Here is a 20036-nt window from a genome sequence, read left to right on the forward strand (position 1 = left end):
TTCTAGTTGAAATCCTGCCACAATGGATACAAGCGAGCCGGCCATTATTTGGTGTATATCAGCAAAAGGAAGGCTACTTCACGCAAGCTGGGCGTACTATGGAAATTTTTACAAGGAATTTTTCCCAGGGATTGATTCAAATAACAACCCCAATAAATTCGTCTCTCACCCAGGCTTTATGTAGTCTTTATATAGAGGGTTATGGAGAAATCAACCACACATCATGATTTCGATAGCTTTTACAAGAATTAAAAAATATATCCACTTAGGAGCTTAAAGATCCAATTTAATCATTCCAGTCTTTGACAAACATATCAATGATTGGCACAACTTAAATCCATGGTATTAATCAAATTTCATATCTAATGGCACAAGAATTACTATGCCTTCCACCAAATATCAAAAATTGTTGAACAAAATTAGAGACCTTAAGTAACAGTTGAACGCCTCATCCTGACTTGTCACAAAAGTCTCTTAATAAAAGGCATAGTGCGCTACTACTTTCTATAAAATTTCACGCCCTACACTATGCTTGGATTTCTGCCATGGCACAGTACCGACTAACAAATCATCCGAGGATTATATGACTGCCAATCATAAAGAAACGTCAAAGAGTCTTCTCCAGCAGTGGGGAGATAACACACCTCATAAAGCCACTAGCTATCTCTCGCCCAACTACAAGAACCACCAGATGCCTGATGCAGGAAGTGCAACCTCATGCAAGTCACTTAAAGAATGGCAGGAACTTGTCACCGAATTCCATAAAGGATTTTCAGATGTAAAGATGGAAATCCTACTTCAAGTGGCCGAGGGCGACTATGTTTGCACACGTTGGCGAATGACAGCAAAGCATACTGGTAAATTTATGCAGTACGAACCGACAGGAAAAACTACCACCTGGACTGGTATTCACACTGATCTATACGAAAAAGACAAAATGGTGGAAAGTTGGGTTGACTGGGATAAGTATTCCTTCCTGGAACAACTGGGCCTCACAGACTAAATTTCGTGGTCTGGGCAAACAATTCCCAATGTAAATTTAAGCCTATAAATTTTATCTTTGTCAGCAACCAATTGCCCGAGAGAAAATTTCAGCGGAACCACCAAATATGAAAAAAATTATTGTTTCCGGCTTCGAAGCTTTTGGGCACACCCCCATAAATCCAGCAGAATCAGTCATGCGTGTTTTAGATGGAACCTATGTAGGGGAAGCTGAAATTTCTGGAATCTTAGTGCCCAATAATTTTTTTGAAAGTATTGAGGTTGTTACTGTTGCAATAAAAGAGTTACAACCTCAGTTAGTGGTGATGCTGGGTGAGTATGGCGGTCGTGCAGAAATAACAGTGGAACGAATCGCACAAAATTTTAATGATTCTACCCGATATAACCTAAAGGATAACCGCGGTGTAGAAATGCAGGGTGAGCCAACCATACCCGACGGTCCCGTGGCCTACCGCAGCACCCTACCTTTAAGGGCCATGGTTAAGGCTATGCGTGGCGTGGGCGTTCCCGCAGATATCTCAGATACCGCAGCCACCTTTTGTTGTAACCATTTAATGTACGGTGTACTACATTATATTGCCATAAATCAGCTAGATATACGTGCCGGTTGGATTCACCTCCCACAATTACCTCACGTGGCGGCATTACCTGAAAATCTTGGCACTCCAAGTATGTCCAGGGAGACAGCCGCACTCGGCGTACATGCGGGGATAGAAGCAGCGCTCATTCACCCTAATGATATCAATGAGCCTATTCCATCCAGGTTCCAGATATAGAGTCCATTATATCAACTATTCATCACAGGTTACGCCGGTAAATTAGCCTCTTTACCTTCCAGTACATTTACAGACGTACAATATCGGCCTGTAAACATTTTATGGAATTCGAGATTTACAGCCCAACCAAATAATTCATATTAACCAATTGCCGAGTTCCCATTAGCACTGATTAAAACAAACGCAATACGGCAAGGCTCAGTCCCTCGATTAATCCAATTATGGATGGTCGCGCGCTGTATCAATGTATCTCCAGCAACCAGATGAACTTCTCTATCCTCTCCCAGAGCCATGTCAATCTCCCCAGAGAGGACTACAGCATAGTCAATACTATCTGTACGATGAATACGAGGCGTTACACCTGGGCCAAATTCAACCACTTTAAAGATGGAGCCACCCGCAATAGTAGTACCAGCCCTACGAGCCCCTTTATCGCTATTTGCCGTGTCAATCTCAACGGGCAGATCGGCTGTTGTCCAGAACTGTTGCTGCTCCATATGAGGACGCCAACTGGCAGTATGTTCACCCCTATCATCCAGAACCACGACAGGCTTGCCGGCACTATCGTGTCCTGTCACTACGCGTCGTATATTTAGCCCCATATCCTTTTCCATTAAGAGTCCTGACCCAACTTAATGATAGGGGCTTTTTTCCCCTATATACCACACTCTCAAGTTGGCAAGAGGAAAAATAGACTAGCGTATATAGCATTGATAACTGTCACGTATCACTATAGATAACTTAAGCACTAGCTGATAACTTTGCACTACAGCAATACTATATTTTGGCTCTCTATACCTAAATCTTGTGTATCTCCACCTTTAGACAATAGATTAAATCACTAAGTTATATAGAAGGCATAATAGTATCTAGACCTTTATTGAACTACTTATCTTACTTCTTCTATTCAACGAAGACCTTCCCAAAAAAACTTTCAATAAATATGGTTGATCGGACAACATGAGCAACGAAAAGGAACATCCCTCAAAAAACGCTCCATATCCACATCGATGGTGGGTGCTGGGAGGCCTCGGTCTGGCTCTAATGATCGTTAATATCGATGTCACCGTGATCAACCTCGCCATCCCTACAATAGGGCGTAATTTCTCTGCAAAAATATATCAACTGCAATGGATCAACAATATCTATCTAATAGCCATGGGGGGATTAATTATCACCACTGGAAAATTTGGAGATCGATTTGGGCATAAAATTACGCTCATGCTTGGCATAACCATTTTCCTCGTCGGATCATTGATTGCAAGTGCAGCCCCAAACCTAGGAACCATAATAATAGGAAGATTCATACAGGGATCAGGCATGGCGGCCTCCTTCGGTATGATCTTTGTTCTAGCTGAAAGCCATTTCCCCAAATCTGAACGGGGTTTAGTCGTAGGACTACTGGTAATATTCACCGCTGCCGCTCAATCAATAGGCCCTATTTTAGGTGGATTTATTGTTACCCATCTGGGTTGGCGATGGGCTTTCTTAATAAACATTCCTGTTTGCTTATTGTGCCTTATCATTATTCATTTATTTGCAATAAGAGGCACTCAAAATAAGGAGGTCAATGTCCACTATCAGTCGGGGTTTCTAATTCTGATTGCGTATCTTTTGATATTATTTTCACTCAATATCGTGCCTCACACAGGAATCAGAAGTCTTCAATTTATTCTACCCATCGTAACATCTATAGGAATTCTAACTTCTGTACTTCTTTGGCAGCGAACTATTCCTCAACCATTGATCAACTTAAAACTGCTACACAACAAGCTATTCCTGGGGTTACTTATAACTCGAGCATGCTTCCAAATGATATTTGGATCTTTCTTGTTTATTTTACCTTTATACCTGGAAAACATACTTGGGTACGACGCCGCCAAAGTCGGACTTATTATTTTGACAATGACAATTTTCTTATGCTTCTCTTCAATCTTAACAGGGATATTTAACAATAGATTCAACCCTATCCCCCCTATTGTTATCGCACAATTTACCTGCTTAACTGGTGTCCTATCACTTACTTTGATGCCCGACAAACTATCCTGGTATTACTTAATAATCGGAATGGTTTTTATGGGGGTTACTACCGGAATAATGTATTCTTCAACTAACCTTGCAGCGGTTCAATGCGCACCAAAAAAAGAGAAGGGTGCAGCCTACGGATTGTTCATCTCTAATACATACCTTTGGTATGCTGCAGGAATAGCATTTACAGGAGCAATACTAAGCGCTGCAAGTGTTAGAACTTTCTCGAAAATCTCAAAAGAAGCTCTCTCCAATGAGCACAAAGTAAGTACTCTGGAAATACTTCCTTTTATAACGGGTGCACAACCTCTGAAAAAAATAACAAAGCTCTTTCCTGATCCTTCGGTACACTCTCAAGTGTTGGAATGGGGTCAAACATCTTTTCATTCCGGGTTTCACGCGGTAATGATTGCTTTTCTTTGCCTATCCCTTATCGGAATCCTTGCAAGCTTACTTTTTAAAAATACAACCCAATTTCTGTATAAAGATGAACCCTATTTGTAGCCTTCAGCAGCAATTAACACTCTATCGTAGAAAACTAGCCCTTTGCACAAGCGAAGAAACCCCATACCTTCTTAATCCTGAATCCACTATAATTCTCTGCTATGCCAGAGTTACCTATACATTCCGTCCTACCAGAGTTACTTGAAGCACTGGAAACACACAGCAATGTGGTGCTGCAAGCGCCACCAGGTGCAGGTAAAACTACTGTTGTCCCTTTGGCTCTACTGGATAGTGTCTGGCTGAGGGGTAAGAACATCATCATGTTGGAGCCCCGCAGACTCGCTGCACGCACAGCAGCTGCCCGAATGGCTTCCCAGCTTGGTGAAAAGGCCGGTGAAACAGTGGGATACCAGGTACGGGGGGAGCGCAGAACCAGCGGGCGAACCCGTATTCTGGTGGTTACCGAAGGCATTCTTACCCGTCTTCTGCAATCTGATCCTGAGCTAAGCAAAACTGCCTTGGTGATCTTTGATGAGTTTCACGAGCGAAGCTTACAAGCGGATCTGTCACTGGCACTGTGCCTACAATCCCAGGAGTATCTGCGGGAAGACCTTAAGTTGCTCGTAATGTCCGCAACCCTAGAGACCGATGCTGTCGCTGAAATTCTGGGTCAGGCACCAGTGGTGGCCAGTGAGGGAAGAAGCTACCCCGTCAGTGTTGAATACCTCGATAGGCGTGAAGAACTGGAAGATGAACGTCAACTTCCCCAGCTGATGACCCGCAAAATTCTGGAATGCATCAGTAATGATACTGGCAGCCTGCTAGCGTTCCTGCCCGGTGTGGGGGAAATACGACAGATCGAAGCAACGCTGGGAGAGCGCTTCGCTGAGGAACCCCACAAGTTCAGCGATATCATAATAGTTCCGCTATATGGCGACCTGACCAGGGAGCAACAAGATCAAGCCATTGCACCAGCAAAACCCGGCATGCGTAAAATTGTATTGGCCACTAATGTTGCCGAGACAAGCCTGACAATCGAGGGGGTTCATAGCGTGGTGGATTCGGGATTAATGCGTGAATCGCGCTTTGACCCCAACACCGGGATGAATCGCTTGATCACCAGCCGTATATCTCAGGCATCGGCTATTCAACGTAGTGGTCGTGCCGGCCGACTCAGTGCAGGTCACTGCCTGCGCTTATGGAGCAAAGAGCGTCAGAACGCCCTGAGTACGAAGAATACTCCAGAGATACTTCGCAGTGATTTGGCTCCAGTTGCTTTGGAGCTGGCCCAGTGGGGAGTTACTGATGCTGAAGAGCTCCTATGGCTGGCCCCCCCTCCTCCTGGACCTATGGCACAGGCTCAAGAGTTACTCCAGCAGTTGGGAGCACTCGACAGTAAACTGCGCATTACTCGCCACGGCAGCACCCTGCTATCCCTCGGCTGCCATCCCCGTCTTGCCCATATGATGATCCACAGTTTTAAATGGGGATTGCAACAGCAGGCCTGCCTGATGGCAGCTCTTCTATCCGAACGGGATATCTTCCGCGGTGAGGCCCGCTGGGACAGGGATATAAGCAAGCGCATTGAGGTCCTACAGGAACGGTCCAAAGGTCGAGAAGTGGATCAAGGGTCTATCCAGAGAATTCGGCAGCAGTCACGGGCCTGGCGCACTCAGCTGGATAAACTCACGTCCAACCAACCGGTGAGCACACTATCAATTGATAGTGTCGACCATGCTGGCGTCCTCCTGGGGCTCTCCTATCCAGATAGAATCGCCATAAGCCGCCGAGATGGCAGTAGGCGCTTCCTGCTCGCCAATGGCAGGGGGGCACATTTCACTCATGATGATGCACTGGCCCTTTGCGATTATCTTGTAATTGCGGAACTCGATGGGAAAGGACGTGATGCCCGAATCCAGTTGGCCGCACCTATTTCGGAAACCTCTCTTAGAGGTTGCTTTGACGATCTGATAAAACAGCAGACAAGTGTTGACTGGAATGAGTCTTCCGGACGTGCGGAGGCAGTGACTCGTATCACTTTAGGAAGCTTGGTACTAAAGCAACAAGCGGCCAGGGATGTTCCCGAAGGCTTGCTGAGTTGCGCTCTTCTGGGTGCCATTAGAAAGAAAGGCTTGGCACTACTTCCTTGGGGCAAAGATGCTTCTCAGTTACGCAGTCGGGTGGAGTTTCTACGCCAGTGTGAGCTGGGGCCAGATCTTCTGAGCGACACTCCCCTACCCGACTGGAGCGATGCAGCGCTTTTAGCTCACCTTGAAGACTGGTTACTACCCCATCTCCAGGGCTTTAATAAGTTAGAGCAACTCAAACAACTGAACCTGTTTACCATTTTACTCGGTCAACTAACCTGGCCACACCAAAAGCGGCTGGAAGAATTGGCACCCAGCCATTTCACGGTGCCCAGCGGGTCGCGCATTCAAATCAACTATGAAGGATCACCCCCGGTATTGGCTGTGCGCTTGCAGGAATTATTTGGCATGGCACAAACGCCTGCTATTTTGGACGGCCGATTCCCCTTGATGATCCACCTGCTGTCACCGGCAAAACGTCCGGTCCAAATAACCCGCGATCTCGCCAACTTCTGGGCCAACACCTATCAAGAGGTAAAGAAAGAGTTACGTATCAAGTACCAAAAGCACTATTGGCCAGACGATCCCCTCACAGCAATAGCAACTAGCAAAACCAAGAAAAGAATGGATGCGCAGTGAGCCATTAAGCCAATATTCAGGCTTGATCAGCTAGGATTTTAGATCCAGCACTTCCACACAGCAGCAGAGTCGCCCATTGTCAATCTGTGCCTGCATGTGATTGGTCAGTGGAAAATGTTAAACTCAATGGAACTTAGTCTTCATTTCCCTGCCAATAGGTAAAAATTAGCAAGACAACCTTACCTCACTAATAAACGTCTTCGGAGATGAATTTTGCACCGGACGCTTCCCTTCCTTCTTAGCCCATTTCTTCTTCTCGGTTGTAGCTTTGACGACCTTCCCGACTTCGTAATCCCTGTCTACGTGGATTACGATCAAGAGATGCGATATCTGGTAGAGGATATTAGTGACTATGCCAAGGGTATTAACCGGGACGACTTTATTATTGTCCCACAAAATGGTATTGAACTGATCACCACCAATACCAAGACCAATGGCCCAGTAGATAACGCCTATGTAAACTCTACCGATGGCATCGCCCAGGAAGCGGTCTTCTTTGGGCAAAATGGTGATGTAGACCAACCCACCAGCAGCACCGAAAGCGCTCGCTTGCAGGACTATCTCAACTTAGCCAAGGATAAAGGCCGCGAAATCCTTGTGACCGATTTCGCCTATACCGAGCGCAATATTGACGAATCCAATCAAGAGAATGAAGAAGCCGGCTACGTCTCCTTCGTCGCTGACGATACGGACCTGGACGATATTCCGCCCTACCCTGAAGAGCCCTTCAATGTAAACAGTAACAACATTGATGAGCTGGAGAATGTCAAAAATTTCCTTAATATCACCAATCCACGGATCTCTTCCACACGCCAGGAATTCGTCGACAAGTTATCCGAAACCGATTACGACCTGCTAGTTATCGACTTTTTCTTTAATGGCGAAGAATACACTGAAGAGCAAATTGAGCAGCTCAAGGTTAAAAATAATGGGGGGCGCAGGCTGCTAATTGCCTATATAAATATTGGTGAAGCCCAGGATAACCGTTATTACTGGGACCCCTCATGGCCCACCAACCCACCCAGCTGGCTACTGGAAGAAGTACCAGGGGAATCAGGAAACTATTATGTAGAGTACTGGAAGGAGGGCTGGCAGAATATCATTTACGGTAACAATGACTCCTACATTTACAAAATTGTGGATGCAGGTTTCGACGGCGCCTATATGGATGGTATCGACGTATATGATTATTTCGACTCCCTGGATACCGAGGAAGGAAATTAAATCATCGCTCACTCCTGGCAGGCAACTGGGCGCAGAGCCCAGATTGATTGCCAGGTGCTTGTGCCATAAGGACGAGTATTAAGCCAGCTGGCTATCTTTGTACTGTGTCACATATTGGGAAAGGCGCCCTGACATCTCCTCCGCCAGCTTTTGCAGGGCGTTGAGTGGGCGAATCATCACCTCAAACTCTACAATCTTGCCGCTCTCATCAAAGCGAATGATATCCAAGCCTTTGAGGCTTTTTTCACCAATAGAAGCCTTGAATTCCAGGGCCAGGTCACGGCCGGACTCAGTGGTAAAGCTGCGGTCGTATTCAAAGCTCTCAAACACTTGCATCACAGTATTGAGAATAAGGCAAACCGCCGCTGAGCTGTGGTAGGGCTTGAAGAAAGCCGGAGAGCGAAAAATCGCATCATCTGCAACAATAGTAGGGAGCCTGGTGAAGTCTCGCGCTTCTACCATCTCATGCCACAAGGCGATTGACTCCGTTATCGAATTATTGGAATTGTTCATCAACTATCTCCCGTTCAAGCTTGTGCTTGTGTAAAAAATTCCGGCCATCGGCAAAGCCGAGCTCGTAAGTCTTTTGCGCCAGCTCGGGATTCGTGTAATCCCAAACTCTGATAAAAGGTGGTTGTGAGGGCTGCACGTAGGTCCACAGTTGATCTCCCTGTCGCCGGGTAAATCTGTCCGGGTAACGGGAATAACGGCGACTCAGCAGAATCAATACTCGACCCTCTTCCTGATCCAGTCCCGCTACCGGTATATTGTCTACCACTCCGCCATCAAGCACCGTCGCACCGCGCAAGCGCATTTGTGGAGTAAAAGGCGGTGTACAAGAGGAACAAAGGATCAACTCCGCCAGCTCTTCCACACTTGTGCAGTCCTGCGCCTTATAAAATCCCTGCTTAAACCCAAGCCCCAGAGCAACCTTAGGGTGCAAGCTCCGCAACAAGTGCTTGTCGGCATAGTAAGCCAGGGCTCCAACACCCAATGCCATTCCCCCTGAGAGCAACCGTGGCGGATGAGTTACTGCAATACGTAGCTCCGCCGCAGTTTTAAGTGTGCTCATGCCCTCGCGGAATAGCTCCCACATGGCATTGCGATAGATTCCATACTGGGGAAATACTGATTCCTTTTTAAATAAGTTGCCCCAATAAGCATTCTTATCATTGGCAGCAAATGCCGACCAGAAGTGCTCCCGGGCTTCTTCTGTGCGCCCCATCAAGATTAGGCTCGCCATAAGGCCTCCGGCGGACACCGCAGTCACAGTCTTCGGGACAAGACCTATTTCACCGGCAACTGACTCCCAGAAACCAATCTGCCATGTACAGCGCCCGCCACCGCCAGCAAAAACCACCTGATCAAACATAAATCCTTTACCTTCTGCACTGGGCTTTTGATCAGCTCCAAGCCCATATTCCTTTTAGCCTGCCTGCAATAATCGAGTAACTACAGCAGGCAACCGCCACACATACCCATATGCAACTAATTGCATAAGCTAATAGAATCAGCAGCTTAGCGCAACCAATGGGCCTGCCCAATACGCTCAATCATGCTGGGCATTAATGACAATGGTATTCCTGTGGCAAGTCCATTAATTGCCAAATCCAAATCGCCCCCCCTTGGCCACTATTTCGGCAAGAAATGCCCTGCCATCGACCCGGCCAATCTCAAATGTTTCTGTCAATGCCTCAGGGTTGGTGAAATCCCAGGACTTAATGGGAAGCCGGCGAGAGGGCTGCACATAAACCCATGTTTGCCCTTGGACACGCCGACTGAACCAGTGGGGCAAACGGGGGGGGCGGCGGGTCGGTAGTATCAGCACCAACCCTTTATAAGCTTCCAAGCCATCAATTGGAGCATTGTCCACCACGCCCCCGTCCAGCACTTGCGCACCATCCATCCGTAGCCTTGGGGTAATCGGCGGGGTACACGAGGAACTGAGAATGAGGTGTTCAAGTTCTGCCTCATTCGCACAGTCCCTCACCCGGTAGAACACCTGTCGAAAGCCAAGCCTGGATGGCAGCTTGGGGTGCAAGCTGCGCAGCAGGTATTTGTTGATGTAGTAGAGGGTGCCGCCCGCCGCCAGGGCACAGACTGGGGGCATCCAGCGAGGCCGTAACGTCACTGCCACCCTTAAGTCGGTAGCAGCGCATAACTTGTCGAAACCTCCGTCAAATAGCTCGCGGACACCACGCCGGTATATCTCATAATGGGGAAAAACTGGTGGCTTACGCAGCAGGTTACTCCAGTACACATTCCTCTGATTCTGTTGGGTTACAGATAGGAAGTAATCTTCCGCTTCCTGACCACGCCCCATTAATACCAAGCTAGCCATAAGTGCGCCGGCAGATACTGCACTGACTACTTGTGGTGCCAGGTTAATCTCATCCTCGATAGCCTGCCAAAAACCAACCTGCCAACAGCAGCGTCCGCCACCCCCACCAAAGACTACCTGGTTGAACACGCTTACAAAGCCTGCACTCTCGTTTCAGGGGCAATCGATTTGAGCTGAGTCAGCAACGCCCTGCCATCGGCGCGTCCAATATTCAGAGTCGCGGTAACGGCCTCAGGGTTGGTGAAGTCCCAGACCTTGATCGGTAAAACCCTGGAAGGTTGCACATAGGTCCACAGCTGCACACCCTGGCGCTGGGTAAAGCTGTCTGGATAACCTGGAAATCTATTTGTCAGGAGTATCAGAACCCTGCCCTGCCCTGCCCTGCCCTGCCCAGCATCCAATCCGGCAACTGGCACATTGTCCACTACGCCACCATCCAGTATTTCAGCCCCATTCAACTGCAGACGCGGCGTAAACGGAGGGGTACAGGATGAGCTGAGAATCAAGTGCTCAAACTCATCCATATCAGAGCAATCCTGGGCGCGATAAAACGTCTGCCTAAATCCCAGGCGCGTGGCGGAAGTGGAATGCAGGCTGCGCGGGAAACCTTTATCTGTGTAATAAATTACGGCGCCAAGGGTCAGTGCCAATGGACCAACCATCCACGCCGGTGGACGGGTAACTGCGAGACGCAATTCCGCTACCGTTCTCAAGTCTTCCAGGCCATTATCAAACAGCTCTCGAATCCCATTGCGACAGATAGCGTATTGGGGAAATACCGCTTCATCACGAAATAAATTTTTCCAGTAAGCGTTTTTACGATTAACACTGAATACAGAGCGAACGTATTGCACCGCATCCTGCCCACGGTTGATCAGTAGCAGCCCGGCAACAAGTCCCCCTGCTGATACTGCACTCACTACTCTCGGTGATAACTGGACTTCATCAACGATCGACTCCCAAAAGCCAATCTGCCAGATGCAACGACCACCGCCACCGGCAAAAACCACTTGATCAAACATGGAGTACGTCCTTTAAACTTTACGGCTCTTCCTAGGCCTCTAAATCACTACTTTTCCAAACCAAGTACTGACAATTCCCCTTTTCAATACTTATCTGCCAAATGCGATCCGCAGTCACATTAATCCCAACCCCAAAGGATTTTTATTTCTTCGCTGGATAGGTATTTCAGGAAAGCCTGTCCGTCAGCACGACCGATCTCCAGAGTTTTTCGAGTAGCCTCCGGATCACTAAATTCCCAAACGCTGATCGGTAGCGCCTGGGATGGCTGAACGTAAGTCCATAGCTGACCTCCCTTACGCACGCTGTGAAATGTTGGGAAGTTAGCAAAATGCCCGGCATCGAGAATCAGGACACGGCCTCTTACAGCATCAAGGCCCGCAACCGGTGCATTGCCCACAACCCCACCATCAAGGGCTTCTTCACCATTGAAATAGAGCCTGGGAGATAAGGGTGGGTTGCAGCAGGAGCTCAAAATTAAGTGCTCTAATTCGGCCACATTGGAGCAGTCCCGCGCCCCATAAAACATTTGGCGAAAACCAAACCGGAAAGCCATTGTTGGGTGAAGTCTTTGTGCAAATTGCTTCTCTAGGTGATCAAGCGCAATTCCTGTCGCTAAAGCCAGGGGAGACGGTAACCATGAAGGTGGGTGAATAACGCTCACTCGCAAGTCAGCAGCAGCACATAAACGCTCGAACCCCCCAGAAAACAGATGGTTCACTCCTTTTTTGTAAATGGAGAAATGAGGAAATACCGGCTCGTCAGAAATAAGGTTATTCCAGTGAATATTGCTCTGATTGTTCCTGCACACCGAATGGAAATAATCTGCCGCCTCCTCACACCTTTCCATCAACAGGAAACTTGCCACCATGGCTCCACCTGACGCAGCACAGATCACTTTAGGTGCCAACTCAATCTCCTGCGTAATAGCCATCAAGAAACCCAGCTGCCAGGTACAACGACCGCCACCTCCACCAAGGACCATCTGTTCAAACATTACTTTTCCCCACGTCAGTGTAAAAACAGCGATCTGCCAGTACATTGCGTAAAAAAAGTCGGCCGTCATGGCGGCCCATTTCACAGGTACTTCTCAGCCCCTCCGGATTTGTAAAGTCCCAAACACTGATCGGCGGAGACTTCGATGGCTGTATATAGGTCCAGAGTTGCTCCCCCCTACGCTCGATGAACCAATCAGGACAACCTGGGTAACGGCGTGTCAGCAGGATTAGCACCCTGCCTTTGCCCGGATCTATTCCCCCAACCGGGACATTGTCTACCACCCCACCATCCAGTGCCTCCAGACCATGGAATCGTAATCGAGGAGTAAAAGGTGGCGTACAAGATGAGCTCAATATCAAATGCTCAAAGTCGGCTACATCAGCACAATCCTGGACACGATAAAAATCCTGGTGATACCCCAGGCGTCGCGCTGCGGAGGGATGAAGCCCGTGCAGCAGATATTTATTTGAGTAGTAAATAGCCCCTCCCATAGCCAATGACAGGGAAACCGGAAGCCAGCTCGGCGGCCGGGAGATGGCAACCCTCAACTCAGCCGCAGATCTCAGGCGAGGAAAACGTTCTGAGAAAAGTGCCCTGATACCGTTCCTGTAAATATCATAGTGGGGAAACACCGGCTCCTTGCGAAACAGGTTACGCCAATAGATATTCCTTTGATTGGCCTTAAACACAGAGGCAAAATAGTCCACAGCTGCCGGGGCTTTGCCAATCATAATCAGGCCTGCAATCAATGCGCCTGCGGACACGCCACTCACCACACGGGGGCGCAATTGAATTTTTTCAGCAACGGTCTCCCAAAACCCTATCTGCCAGGTACAGCGCCCGCCGCCACCAGCAAAGACCACCTGATCAAACATTCCGCGCAACTCCACTTTCGCGGCTAATCGTCAACAGTGCTCTCCTGCCAGTAGCATCGCCAGGAATGCTTGGCCGTCTGCGCGCCCAGCGTGAAAAACCCGGTTCAAAGCCTCGGGATTTGCAAAATCCCATACCCGGATCGACAGAGGCTGCTTGGGCTGCACATAAGTCCACAACTGTTCACCCCTATGGCAGGTAAAACACCAAGGGTACTGAGGATAATTTCTGGTCAGCAAAATCAGGACCCTACCCGGGGTCGGGTCCAAGCCCCCAACCGGCACACTATCCACCACACCACCATCAAGAATTTCCGCGCCCCTAAATTGCTGCCTTGGTGTCAAAGGGGGCGTACAAGAAGAGGTTAAAATTAGCCGTTCCAGTTCCAACTCATCAGTGCATTTGTGCACGGAAATAAAGGACTGCCGATAGCCAATCCGCCGGGCACCATCCGGATGTAAGCTGCGTGAGATATAGGTATCGGAATAGTCGATTCCAATCCCCAGAAGCAGTGCTAAAGGCCCCTTGAGCCACTCTGGTGAATAAGCGACCGCGACACGCAAGTCTGCAGTCGCACGCAGTTTTTTAAGGCCGCCGGCAAATAGTTTACGCATGGCTCGACGGTAAATATCGTGATGAGGGAAGACCGGCTCACTCTTAAACAGGTTTTGCCAGTGGATGTTCTTACTATTGCTACGAAACTCCGAGGCAAAGTGATCTACCGCTGCCAGGGATTTCCCCATAAGGATCAGGCTCGATACCAAAGCCCCGGCGGAAACAGCACTAACCACCTTCGGGGTCAGCTGTATCTCACTGGCCACTGCATCCCAGAATCCAATTTGCCAGGTACAACGAACACCGCCACCGGCAAACACTACCTGGTCAAACATAAATTTTCTTCCCCGCCAGTCCAGTGTATCTGCAAGGAAAACGCCACTTCATCAACAGAAAAGCGTTGTCAATAAATCAAATATAAACAGGGGGAAGCAATGCGGCACCCTGCCGTTCGCCGCATCAAACATGAGAATGGGAGTTAAAAATGCACAATAAAAAAAGCGACCTTATAGGCCGCTTTTTAACTCAGACGATCATGCCATTCGGGCTAACCCGGCATTTGCGATCAATAGTAAGCCTGGGATTTATCGGTATGGTCAGTAATATCTTTCACGCCAGCAAGCTCTGGGATCTTTTCCTTCAGTGTTTTCTCAACGCCCTCTTTCAAGGTCATATCCACCATGCCACACCCCTGACAGCCTCCACCAAACTTGAGCACAGCAAACTTGTCTTCGGTAACCTCCACAAGACTCACCTGGCCACCATGAGCAGCAAGTCCGGGATTCACTTCGTTATAGAGTACGTAATTGATCCGGTCTTCGATGGGGCTGTCATCGGTAATCTTGGGCATGCGCGAGTTGGGCGCACGAATAGTAAGCTGGCCGCCCATCTTGTCTGATGAATAATCCACTCGAGCCTCATCCAGGTAAGGCACACTCCGCCCTTCGAAGTATGCCTTGAGACCATTCATCTCAATCATCACATCATCTGCCTCTTCCTCACCAGGGCGGCAGTATGCGATGCAGGTTTCGGCACTGGGTGTGCCGGGGTTAGAGACAAACATGCGAATGGCAATTCCCTCGCAGTCCTGCTTGGCCAGCAGTTCCTTCAGGTATTCCTGCGCAGATTCGGTAATGGTGACATTCAATTCTGACATAAGCCTTCTCAAATAACCGAGCTACTTTGTCGGGTATTTTACTCTCAGAAACGCTCAAGTGAAACCGGTGTATTGGCCGGGAGGTGACGAGCGTCCCTCGACGCCTCCCAAAGCCAGCCTAAACCAGGATCAGTCCCATTAGAGTCTGGGCAGTTTCCTCTGATGAGGCAGGATTCTGACCAGTCACCAACTTGCCATCCTGCACCACATAGGGCGCCCAATCGTCTTTCTTGGAGTAGTGTCCCCCTTTATCTTTGAGCATATCCTCCACCAAGAAGGGCACCACATCCACCAACTGAACTGCAGCCTCCTCGGTGTTGGTAAAGCCTGTGACACTCTTACCGGAGACCAGCGGTTTGCCATCCTGGCGCAAGGTGTGACGGAAAACACCGGGAGCATGGCAGACTGCAGCTATTGGCTTATTCGCAGCAAAGAAGTCCTCAATAAGGGAGATAGACTTCTGATCCTCCGCGAGATCCCAGAGTGGGCCATGACCTCCAGGATAAAAAACTGCATCGAAATCTGGCTCTTTTACATCAGCTAGTTTCACAGTGTTAGCCAGCACTTGCCGGGCTGCCGGATCCTGGTGAAAGCGTTCAGTTGCCGCTGTCTGGAAATCCGGTTCATCGCTTTTAGGGTCCAGTGGCGGCTGACCGCCCTTTGGAGACGCCAAGGTCACCTCAGCTCCCGCATCCTTAAAGATGTAATAAGGTGCGGCAAACTCCTCCAACCAAAAACCGGTCTTCTTACCGGTATTGCCCAGTTGGTCGTGCGAAGTCAGTACCATCAGTATTTTCATCAGTAGCCTCCAGCAAAATGAAACGTTAATTGGCGGATATCACTCGATTATCAGTATCAAAGAATGAAAAACTGTGGGAAGTCTAGAGCACCAATTAGTCACACTGTGAAATTCCCTGCCCCTTAGCCCCGTTTAGATTCTCTACCTGAAACTGCTGAATCAATGCTATTGAAAAGAGCAGGTCCTAACAGTGTATAAGGCGCAACAACACTGCCGCCTGCTTTTTTGTACCCATGAATAGCGCAACCATAAACATAAATTGCTGTTATTTAGCAAAAAAATACCGGTTATTGTGGGGATACTCTATTGATACACTAAGTCGCCCCCTTTTTGGTGGAAGTACTGTGCTAAGATTGATGGCTCTCACGCCATCGACAACATAAGGATTGGTATATGTCCGAGCAGTCCCGTGATCAACGTCTAGAGCAACTAAATGGCACGCTCGCACAGCGCATCCTGATTTTGGATGGCGCCATGGGGACGATGATCCAAAGGGAAAAGCTGGAAGAAGCCGATTACCGAGGTGAGCGTTTCGCCGACTTCCCCCGCGACCTGAAGGGCAATAATGATCTATTGAGCCTGACCCGCCCGGAGCTGATTGAAAAGATCCACCGGGAGTACCTGGAAGCCGGCGCAGACATTATCGAAACCAATACTTTTAACGCGACCCAGCTGTCCCAGTCAGATTACGATATGGAACACTTGGTGGTGGAGATCAACCGAGCTTCCGCAGAGATTGCGCGCCGCGCAGCGGATGCACTTTCCACCCCAGAACGCCCGCGCTGGGTAGCCGGCGTAATCGGCCCCACTTCCCGTACCGCCAGTATTTCACCAGACGTCAATGATCCCGGCGCACGCAATGTCACTTTTAATCAGCTGGTAGAAAATTATGTAGAAGCGGGCCGCGCCTTGATTGATGGTGGCAGTGACCTGATCTTAATTGAAACCATTTTTGACACCCTCAATGCCAAAGCAGCCATCTATGCGATGCAGCAGCTCTTTGAGGAGCTGGGTTTCGAATTGCCGATTATGATTTCCGGCACCATTACCGATGCCTCCGGCCGCACCCTTTCCGGCCAGACTACCGAAGCTTTTTACTATTCCGTTGCCCACGCAAAACCGATTTCTGTGGGGCTTAACTGCGCCCTGGGCGCCACCGAATTGCGCCCTTATGTGGAAGCCTTGTCAGGCGCCTGTGCCTCTTATGTCTCCGCCCACCCCAACGCGGGACTGCCCAATGAATTTGGCGAATACGACGAAACCCCGGAGCAGACCGCCGCAATCGTAGCGGAATTTGCCCGCAGTGGATTTATCAATATCCTCGGCGGCTGCTGCGGTACCACTCCAGATCATATCCGCGCAATTGCCGAAGCGGTGGCCGATTTGGCCCCACGACAATTGCCAAAAATTAAACCCGCACTGCGTCTATCAGGCCTGGAGCCATTTGTCGCCGATGAAAATGCCCTATTCGTCAATGTGGGCGAGCGTTGTAACGTCACGGGCTCCGCCCGATTTAAGCGCCTGATCCTGGAAGAGGATTACGACACCGCCTTGCAAGTGGCTGCTGCACAGGTGGAAGACGGTGCACAGGTGATCGACTTCAATATGGATGAGGCGATGCTCGACGCATTTGCCGCTATGCGCCGGTTCCTCAATCTTGCCGCTACCGAGCCGGATATTGCCAGAGTGCCATTTATGGTGGATTCCTCCAAATGGGAGGTGATCGAGGCCGGACTGCAGTGTATTCAGGGCAAGCCCATAGTGAACTCCATCAGCCTCAAGGAAGGCAAAGAGGAGTTTATCGAAAAGTCCCGGCTGTGCCTGCGCTATGGTGCGGCTGTGGTGGTGATGGCTTTTGATGAAGATGGCCAGGCGGACACCTTCGAGCGAAAAATTGAAATCTGTAAGCGCAGCTACGATGTGTTGGTGGATGAAGTCGGCTTCGATCCCACCGATATTATTTTCGACCCGAATATTTTCGCCGTCGCCACCGGCATAGAGGAACACAATAATTACGCGGTGGACTTTATCGAAGCCTGCCGCTGGATTCGCGCAAACCTGCCCGATGCCCAGATCAGCGGCGGCGTATCCAATGTTTCCTTCTCCTTCCGGGGCAACAACCCGGTACGTGAGGCCATCCATTCCGTATTCCTGTTTCACGCCATTAAAGCCGGCCTGAATATGGGTATCGTTAACGCCGGCCAGCTGGCGGTTTATGACGAATTGCCAGAGGAACTGCGAGACAAAGTCGAGGACGTAATCCTTAACCGCAGCCCGGATGCTACTGAGGCCCTGCTGGAAATCGCTCCCAAGTACCAAGGCGATGGTGGAGGAGCTGCGCGCAAAGAGGACCTGAGCTGGCGCCAACTGCCCGTGAACGAACGCCTGGCACACTCCCTGGTAAAAGGCATAAACAACTACATCGAGGAAGATACCGAAGAGGCCCGTGCCAACTCCTCACGCCCGCTGGATGTGATCGAAGGCCCGCTGATGGATGGCATGAATATCGTCGGCGACCTGTTTGGTGAAGGGAAGATGTTCTTGCCCCAGGTTGTGAAATCCGCCCGGGTAATGAAACAGGCGGTAGCCTACCTACAACCGTATATTGAAGCGGAAAAAACCGAGGACAGTCGCTCCAACGGCCGCATCCTGATGGCTACTGTTAAAGGGGATGTGCACGATATCGGCAAGAATATCGTGGGAGTCGTGCTGGCCTGTAACAATTACGAAGTAATCGATTTAGGCGTTATGGTCCCTGCGGAAACCATCCTTCAAACTGCGCGGGACAAAGAATGTGACATTATTGGCCTGTCTGGCCTAATCACGCCCTCCCTGGATGAAATGGTTCACGTAGCTGCCGAGATGGAGCGCCAGGAGTTTGATATTCCCCTGCTTATCGGTGGAGCCACCACCTCCAAAGCCCATACCGCCGTGAAAATTGACCCCCAGTTTCATCGCAACCAAGTGGTGTATGTGGCGGATGCATCCCGCGCCGTAGGTGTGGCCAGCAGTCTGATTTCCGATGAGCTGCGCCCGGCTTTCGTGGAAAAGGTCCAGGCCGAATATGAGAAAGTGCGCACCCGCACCGCCAACCGCAAGCGCAATGACACCCGCCTGACCTACGAGGAGGCGCGTGACACCGCACCGGCGTTCGACTGGAAAAACTACCAGCCGGCACGCCCCAACAAGCTGGGCCTCACCGTGATCGACAATTTCCCCTTGGAGAAATTGCTCGATACTATGGACTGGACCCCCTTCTTTATCTCCTGGGATTTGGCAGGTAAATTCCCAGCGATCCTTGAAGACGAAATCGTAGGAGAAGCAGCTACCGATCTCTACAACAATGCCCAACGCATGTTAAAAGAGATTATCGATAAGAAACTATTGCGTGCACGTGCCGTATTCGGCCTCTGGCCCGCCAATAGCGTCGGCGACGATATCATCGTCTACAAGGACGAAAGCCGCAGCGAGGAACTGGCCCGCCTTCACCATATGCGCCAACAGGTACAGAAACGCGGCGGCGATGGTCTGTGCCGCTCTCTGGCGGACTTCGTTGCGCCGCTGGAATCCGGCCAAATAGATTATGTGGGCGGCTTTGCAGTAACCACCGGTATCGGCGCAGATGAGCTGGCGGAGAGTTACGAAGCCAAACATGATGATTACAACGCCATTATGGTAAAAGCCCTGGCAGACCGTATGGCGGAATCCTTTGCCGAGACATTACACCGCCTGGTCCGTAAAGAATATTGGGGCTATGCGGCAGATGAAACGCTCAGCAACGAGGAGCTGATCAAGGAGGCTTACCAAGGTATCCGCCCTGCCCCGGGCTATCCGGCCTGCCCAGATCATTCGGAAAAAGCCACTCTATTCAAATTACTGCAGGCGGAGCAAAATGCAGGCGTCAGTCTTACTGAACACTTTGCCATGATGCCTGCAGCCGCAGTGAGTGGCTGGTACTTTGCCCACCCCCAGGCAAAATACTTCAATGTCGGCAAAATTGGCAGGGACCAGCTGCAAAGTCTTGCCAAACGAAAAGGTGTCAGCGAACTGGAACTGGAGCGCTGGCTACGTCCCAATCTGGAGGAGTGAGCCT

At 49.7% G+C, this 20036-nt stretch carries 16 protein-coding genes; 6 read left to right on the forward strand and 10 right to left on the reverse strand.

Features of this window, described 5'->3' with window-relative positions; all coding sequences use genetic code 11:
- The first annotated feature begins 583 nt into the window (after positions 1-583).
- Together ACJJIP_RS11535 and pcp are read left to right on the forward strand one after the other, a co-directional pair.
- Positions 584-1003, forward strand: a complete 420-nt coding sequence (locus ACJJIP_RS11535; RefSeq protein WP_020415144.1) for an ester cyclase — start codon at positions 584-586, stop codon at positions 1001-1003.
- Between the two features lie 106 nt (positions 1004-1109).
- Complete coding sequence (gene pcp / locus ACJJIP_RS11540) at positions 1110-1778, forward strand: pyroglutamyl-peptidase I (RefSeq protein WP_444945162.1); 669 nt, start codon at positions 1110-1112, stop codon at positions 1776-1778.
- Positions 1779-1918: 140 nt separating this feature from the next.
- Here the strand turns inward: pcp and ACJJIP_RS11545 are convergent, their stop codons facing one another.
- The gene (locus ACJJIP_RS11545) at positions 1919-2380 is read right to left on the reverse strand and encodes a cupin domain-containing protein (protein ID WP_444945163.1); all 462 of its coding nucleotides are present in this window, start codon (positions 2378-2380) and stop codon (positions 1919-1921) included.
- A gap of 358 nt (positions 2381-2738) precedes the next feature.
- On the opposite strand from ACJJIP_RS11545, the gene ACJJIP_RS11550 reads away from it, so the two are divergent.
- The 3 genes from ACJJIP_RS11550 to ACJJIP_RS11560 all read left to right on the forward strand — a co-directional run bounded on the left by ACJJIP_RS11550 (position 2739) and on the right by ACJJIP_RS11560 (position 8200).
- Positions 2739-4310 (forward strand): MFS transporter, encoded by a 1572-nt coding sequence (locus tag ACJJIP_RS11550; protein WP_444945164.1) that lies wholly within the window; start codon positions 2739-2741, stop codon positions 4308-4310.
- 101 nt (positions 4311-4411) lie between these two features.
- A complete protein-coding gene (gene hrpB, locus ACJJIP_RS11555) occupies positions 4412-6976 on the forward strand; it encodes an ATP-dependent helicase HrpB (RefSeq protein WP_444945165.1) in 2565 nt (854 codons plus the stop codon).
- A 213-nt stretch (positions 6977-7189) separates the two neighbouring features.
- Positions 7190-8200, forward strand: coding sequence for an endo alpha-1,4 polygalactosaminidase (locus ACJJIP_RS11560; protein ID WP_040629218.1), 1011 nt, complete (start codon positions 7190-7192; stop codon positions 8198-8200).
- A gap of 78 nt (positions 8201-8278) precedes the next feature.
- Here ACJJIP_RS11560 and ACJJIP_RS11565 read toward each other — a convergent pair whose 3' ends face one another.
- The 9 genes from ACJJIP_RS11565 to ACJJIP_RS11605 all read right to left on the reverse strand — a co-directional run bounded on the left by ACJJIP_RS11565 (position 8279) and on the right by ACJJIP_RS11605 (position 15943).
- Entirely contained in the window at positions 8279-8713 is a 435-nt protein-coding gene (locus ACJJIP_RS11565) for a nuclear transport factor 2 family protein (protein ID WP_282950799.1), read from the reverse strand.
- A complete protein-coding gene (locus ACJJIP_RS11570; RefSeq protein ID WP_444945166.1) occupies positions 8697-9572 on the reverse strand; it encodes a patatin-like phospholipase family protein in 876 nt (291 codons plus the stop codon). Before ACJJIP_RS11570 ends, ACJJIP_RS11565 begins: the two co-directional genes overlap by 17 nt.
- Before the next feature lie 225 nt (positions 9573-9797).
- Positions 9798-10670 carry a patatin-like phospholipase family protein gene (locus ACJJIP_RS11575; RefSeq protein ID WP_444945167.1) on the reverse strand — a complete coding sequence of 291 codons (873 nt, stop codon included), beginning with the start codon at positions 10668-10670 and terminating at the stop codon, positions 9798-9800.
- A 2-nt stretch (positions 10671-10672) separates the two neighbouring features.
- On the reverse strand, positions 10673-11563 hold the full coding sequence (locus ACJJIP_RS11580; protein WP_444945168.1) for a patatin-like phospholipase family protein: 891 nt from the start codon (positions 11561-11563) through the stop codon (positions 10673-10675).
- Positions 11564-11682: 119 nt separating this feature from the next.
- Positions 11683-12558: a patatin-like phospholipase family protein gene (locus ACJJIP_RS11585; RefSeq protein ID WP_020415134.1), complete on the reverse strand. Its 876-nt coding sequence runs from the start codon at positions 12556-12558 to the stop codon at positions 11683-11685.
- Entirely contained in the window at positions 12551-13435 is an 885-nt protein-coding gene (locus ACJJIP_RS11590; protein ID WP_353375239.1) for a patatin-like phospholipase family protein, read from the reverse strand. Before ACJJIP_RS11590 ends, ACJJIP_RS11585 begins: the two co-directional genes overlap by 8 nt.
- Before the next feature lie 30 nt (positions 13436-13465).
- Positions 13466-14323: a patatin-like phospholipase family protein gene (locus ACJJIP_RS11595; protein WP_020415132.1), complete on the reverse strand. Its 858-nt coding sequence runs from the start codon at positions 14321-14323 to the stop codon at positions 13466-13468.
- A gap of 230 nt (positions 14324-14553) precedes the next feature.
- Positions 14554-15144 carry a Fe-S biogenesis protein NfuA gene (gene nfuA, locus ACJJIP_RS11600; RefSeq protein ID WP_020415131.1) on the reverse strand — a complete coding sequence of 197 codons (591 nt, stop codon included), beginning with the start codon at positions 15142-15144 and terminating at the stop codon, positions 14554-14556.
- 118 nt (positions 15145-15262) lie between these two features.
- Positions 15263-15943 (reverse strand): type 1 glutamine amidotransferase domain-containing protein, encoded by a 681-nt coding sequence (locus ACJJIP_RS11605; protein ID WP_020415130.1) that lies wholly within the window; start codon positions 15941-15943, stop codon positions 15263-15265.
- A 393-nt stretch (positions 15944-16336) separates the two neighbouring features.
- Here ACJJIP_RS11605 and metH point away from each other — a divergent pair, with 393 nt between their 5' ends.
- On the forward strand, positions 16337-20032 hold the full coding sequence (gene metH, locus ACJJIP_RS11610; RefSeq protein ID WP_444945169.1) for a methionine synthase: 3696 nt from the start codon (positions 16337-16339) through the stop codon (positions 20030-20032).
- Positions 20033-20036: the final 4 nt, after the last annotated feature.

It is taken from the genome of Microbulbifer variabilis (assembly GCF_052467165.1).

Excerpts from the sequence above, each read along its gene's own strand:
- ACJJIP_RS11545 (WP_444945163.1), bottom strand. The coding sequence starts at position 2,380 with ATGGGGCTAAATATACGACGCGTAGTGACAGGACACGATAGTGCCGGC.
- pcp (WP_444945162.1), top strand. The coding sequence starts at position 1,110 with ATGAAAAAAATTATTGTTTCCGGCTTCGAAGCTTTTGGGCACACCCCC.
- ACJJIP_RS11535 (WP_020415144.1), top strand. The coding sequence starts at position 584 with ATGACTGCCAATCATAAAGAAACGTCAAAGAGTCTTCTCCAGCAGTGG.
- ACJJIP_RS11595 (WP_020415132.1), bottom strand. The coding sequence starts at position 14,323 with ATGTTTGACCAGGTAGTGTTTGCCGGTGGCGGTGTTCGTTGTACCTGG.
- ACJJIP_RS11605 (WP_020415130.1), bottom strand. The coding sequence starts at position 15,943 with ATGAAAATACTGATGGTACTGACTTCGCACGACCAACTGGGCAATACC.
- ACJJIP_RS11550 (WP_444945164.1), top strand. The coding sequence starts at position 2,739 with ATGAGCAACGAAAAGGAACATCCCTCAAAAAACGCTCCATATCCACAT.
- ACJJIP_RS11585 (WP_020415134.1), bottom strand. The coding sequence starts at position 12,558 with ATGTTTGAACAGATGGTCCTTGGTGGAGGTGGCGGTCGTTGTACCTGG.
- metH (WP_444945169.1), top strand. The coding sequence starts at position 16,337 with ATGTCCGAGCAGTCCCGTGATCAACGTCTAGAGCAACTAAATGGCACG.
- hrpB (WP_444945165.1), top strand. The coding sequence starts at position 4,412 with ATGCCAGAGTTACCTATACATTCCGTCCTACCAGAGTTACTTGAAGCA.
- ACJJIP_RS11580 (WP_444945168.1), bottom strand. The coding sequence starts at position 11,563 with ATGTTTGATCAAGTGGTTTTTGCCGGTGGCGGTGGTCGTTGCATCTGG.
- ACJJIP_RS11570 (WP_444945166.1), bottom strand. The coding sequence starts at position 9,572 with ATGTTTGATCAGGTGGTTTTTGCTGGCGGTGGCGGGCGCTGTACATGG.
- nfuA (WP_020415131.1), bottom strand. The coding sequence starts at position 15,144 with ATGTCAGAATTGAATGTCACCATTACCGAATCTGCGCAGGAATACCTG.
- ACJJIP_RS11590 (WP_353375239.1), bottom strand. The coding sequence starts at position 13,435 with ATGTTTGATCAGGTGGTCTTTGCTGGTGGCGGCGGGCGCTGTACCTGG.
- ACJJIP_RS11565 (WP_282950799.1), bottom strand. The coding sequence starts at position 8,713 with ATGAACAATTCCAATAATTCGATAACGGAGTCAATCGCCTTGTGGCAT.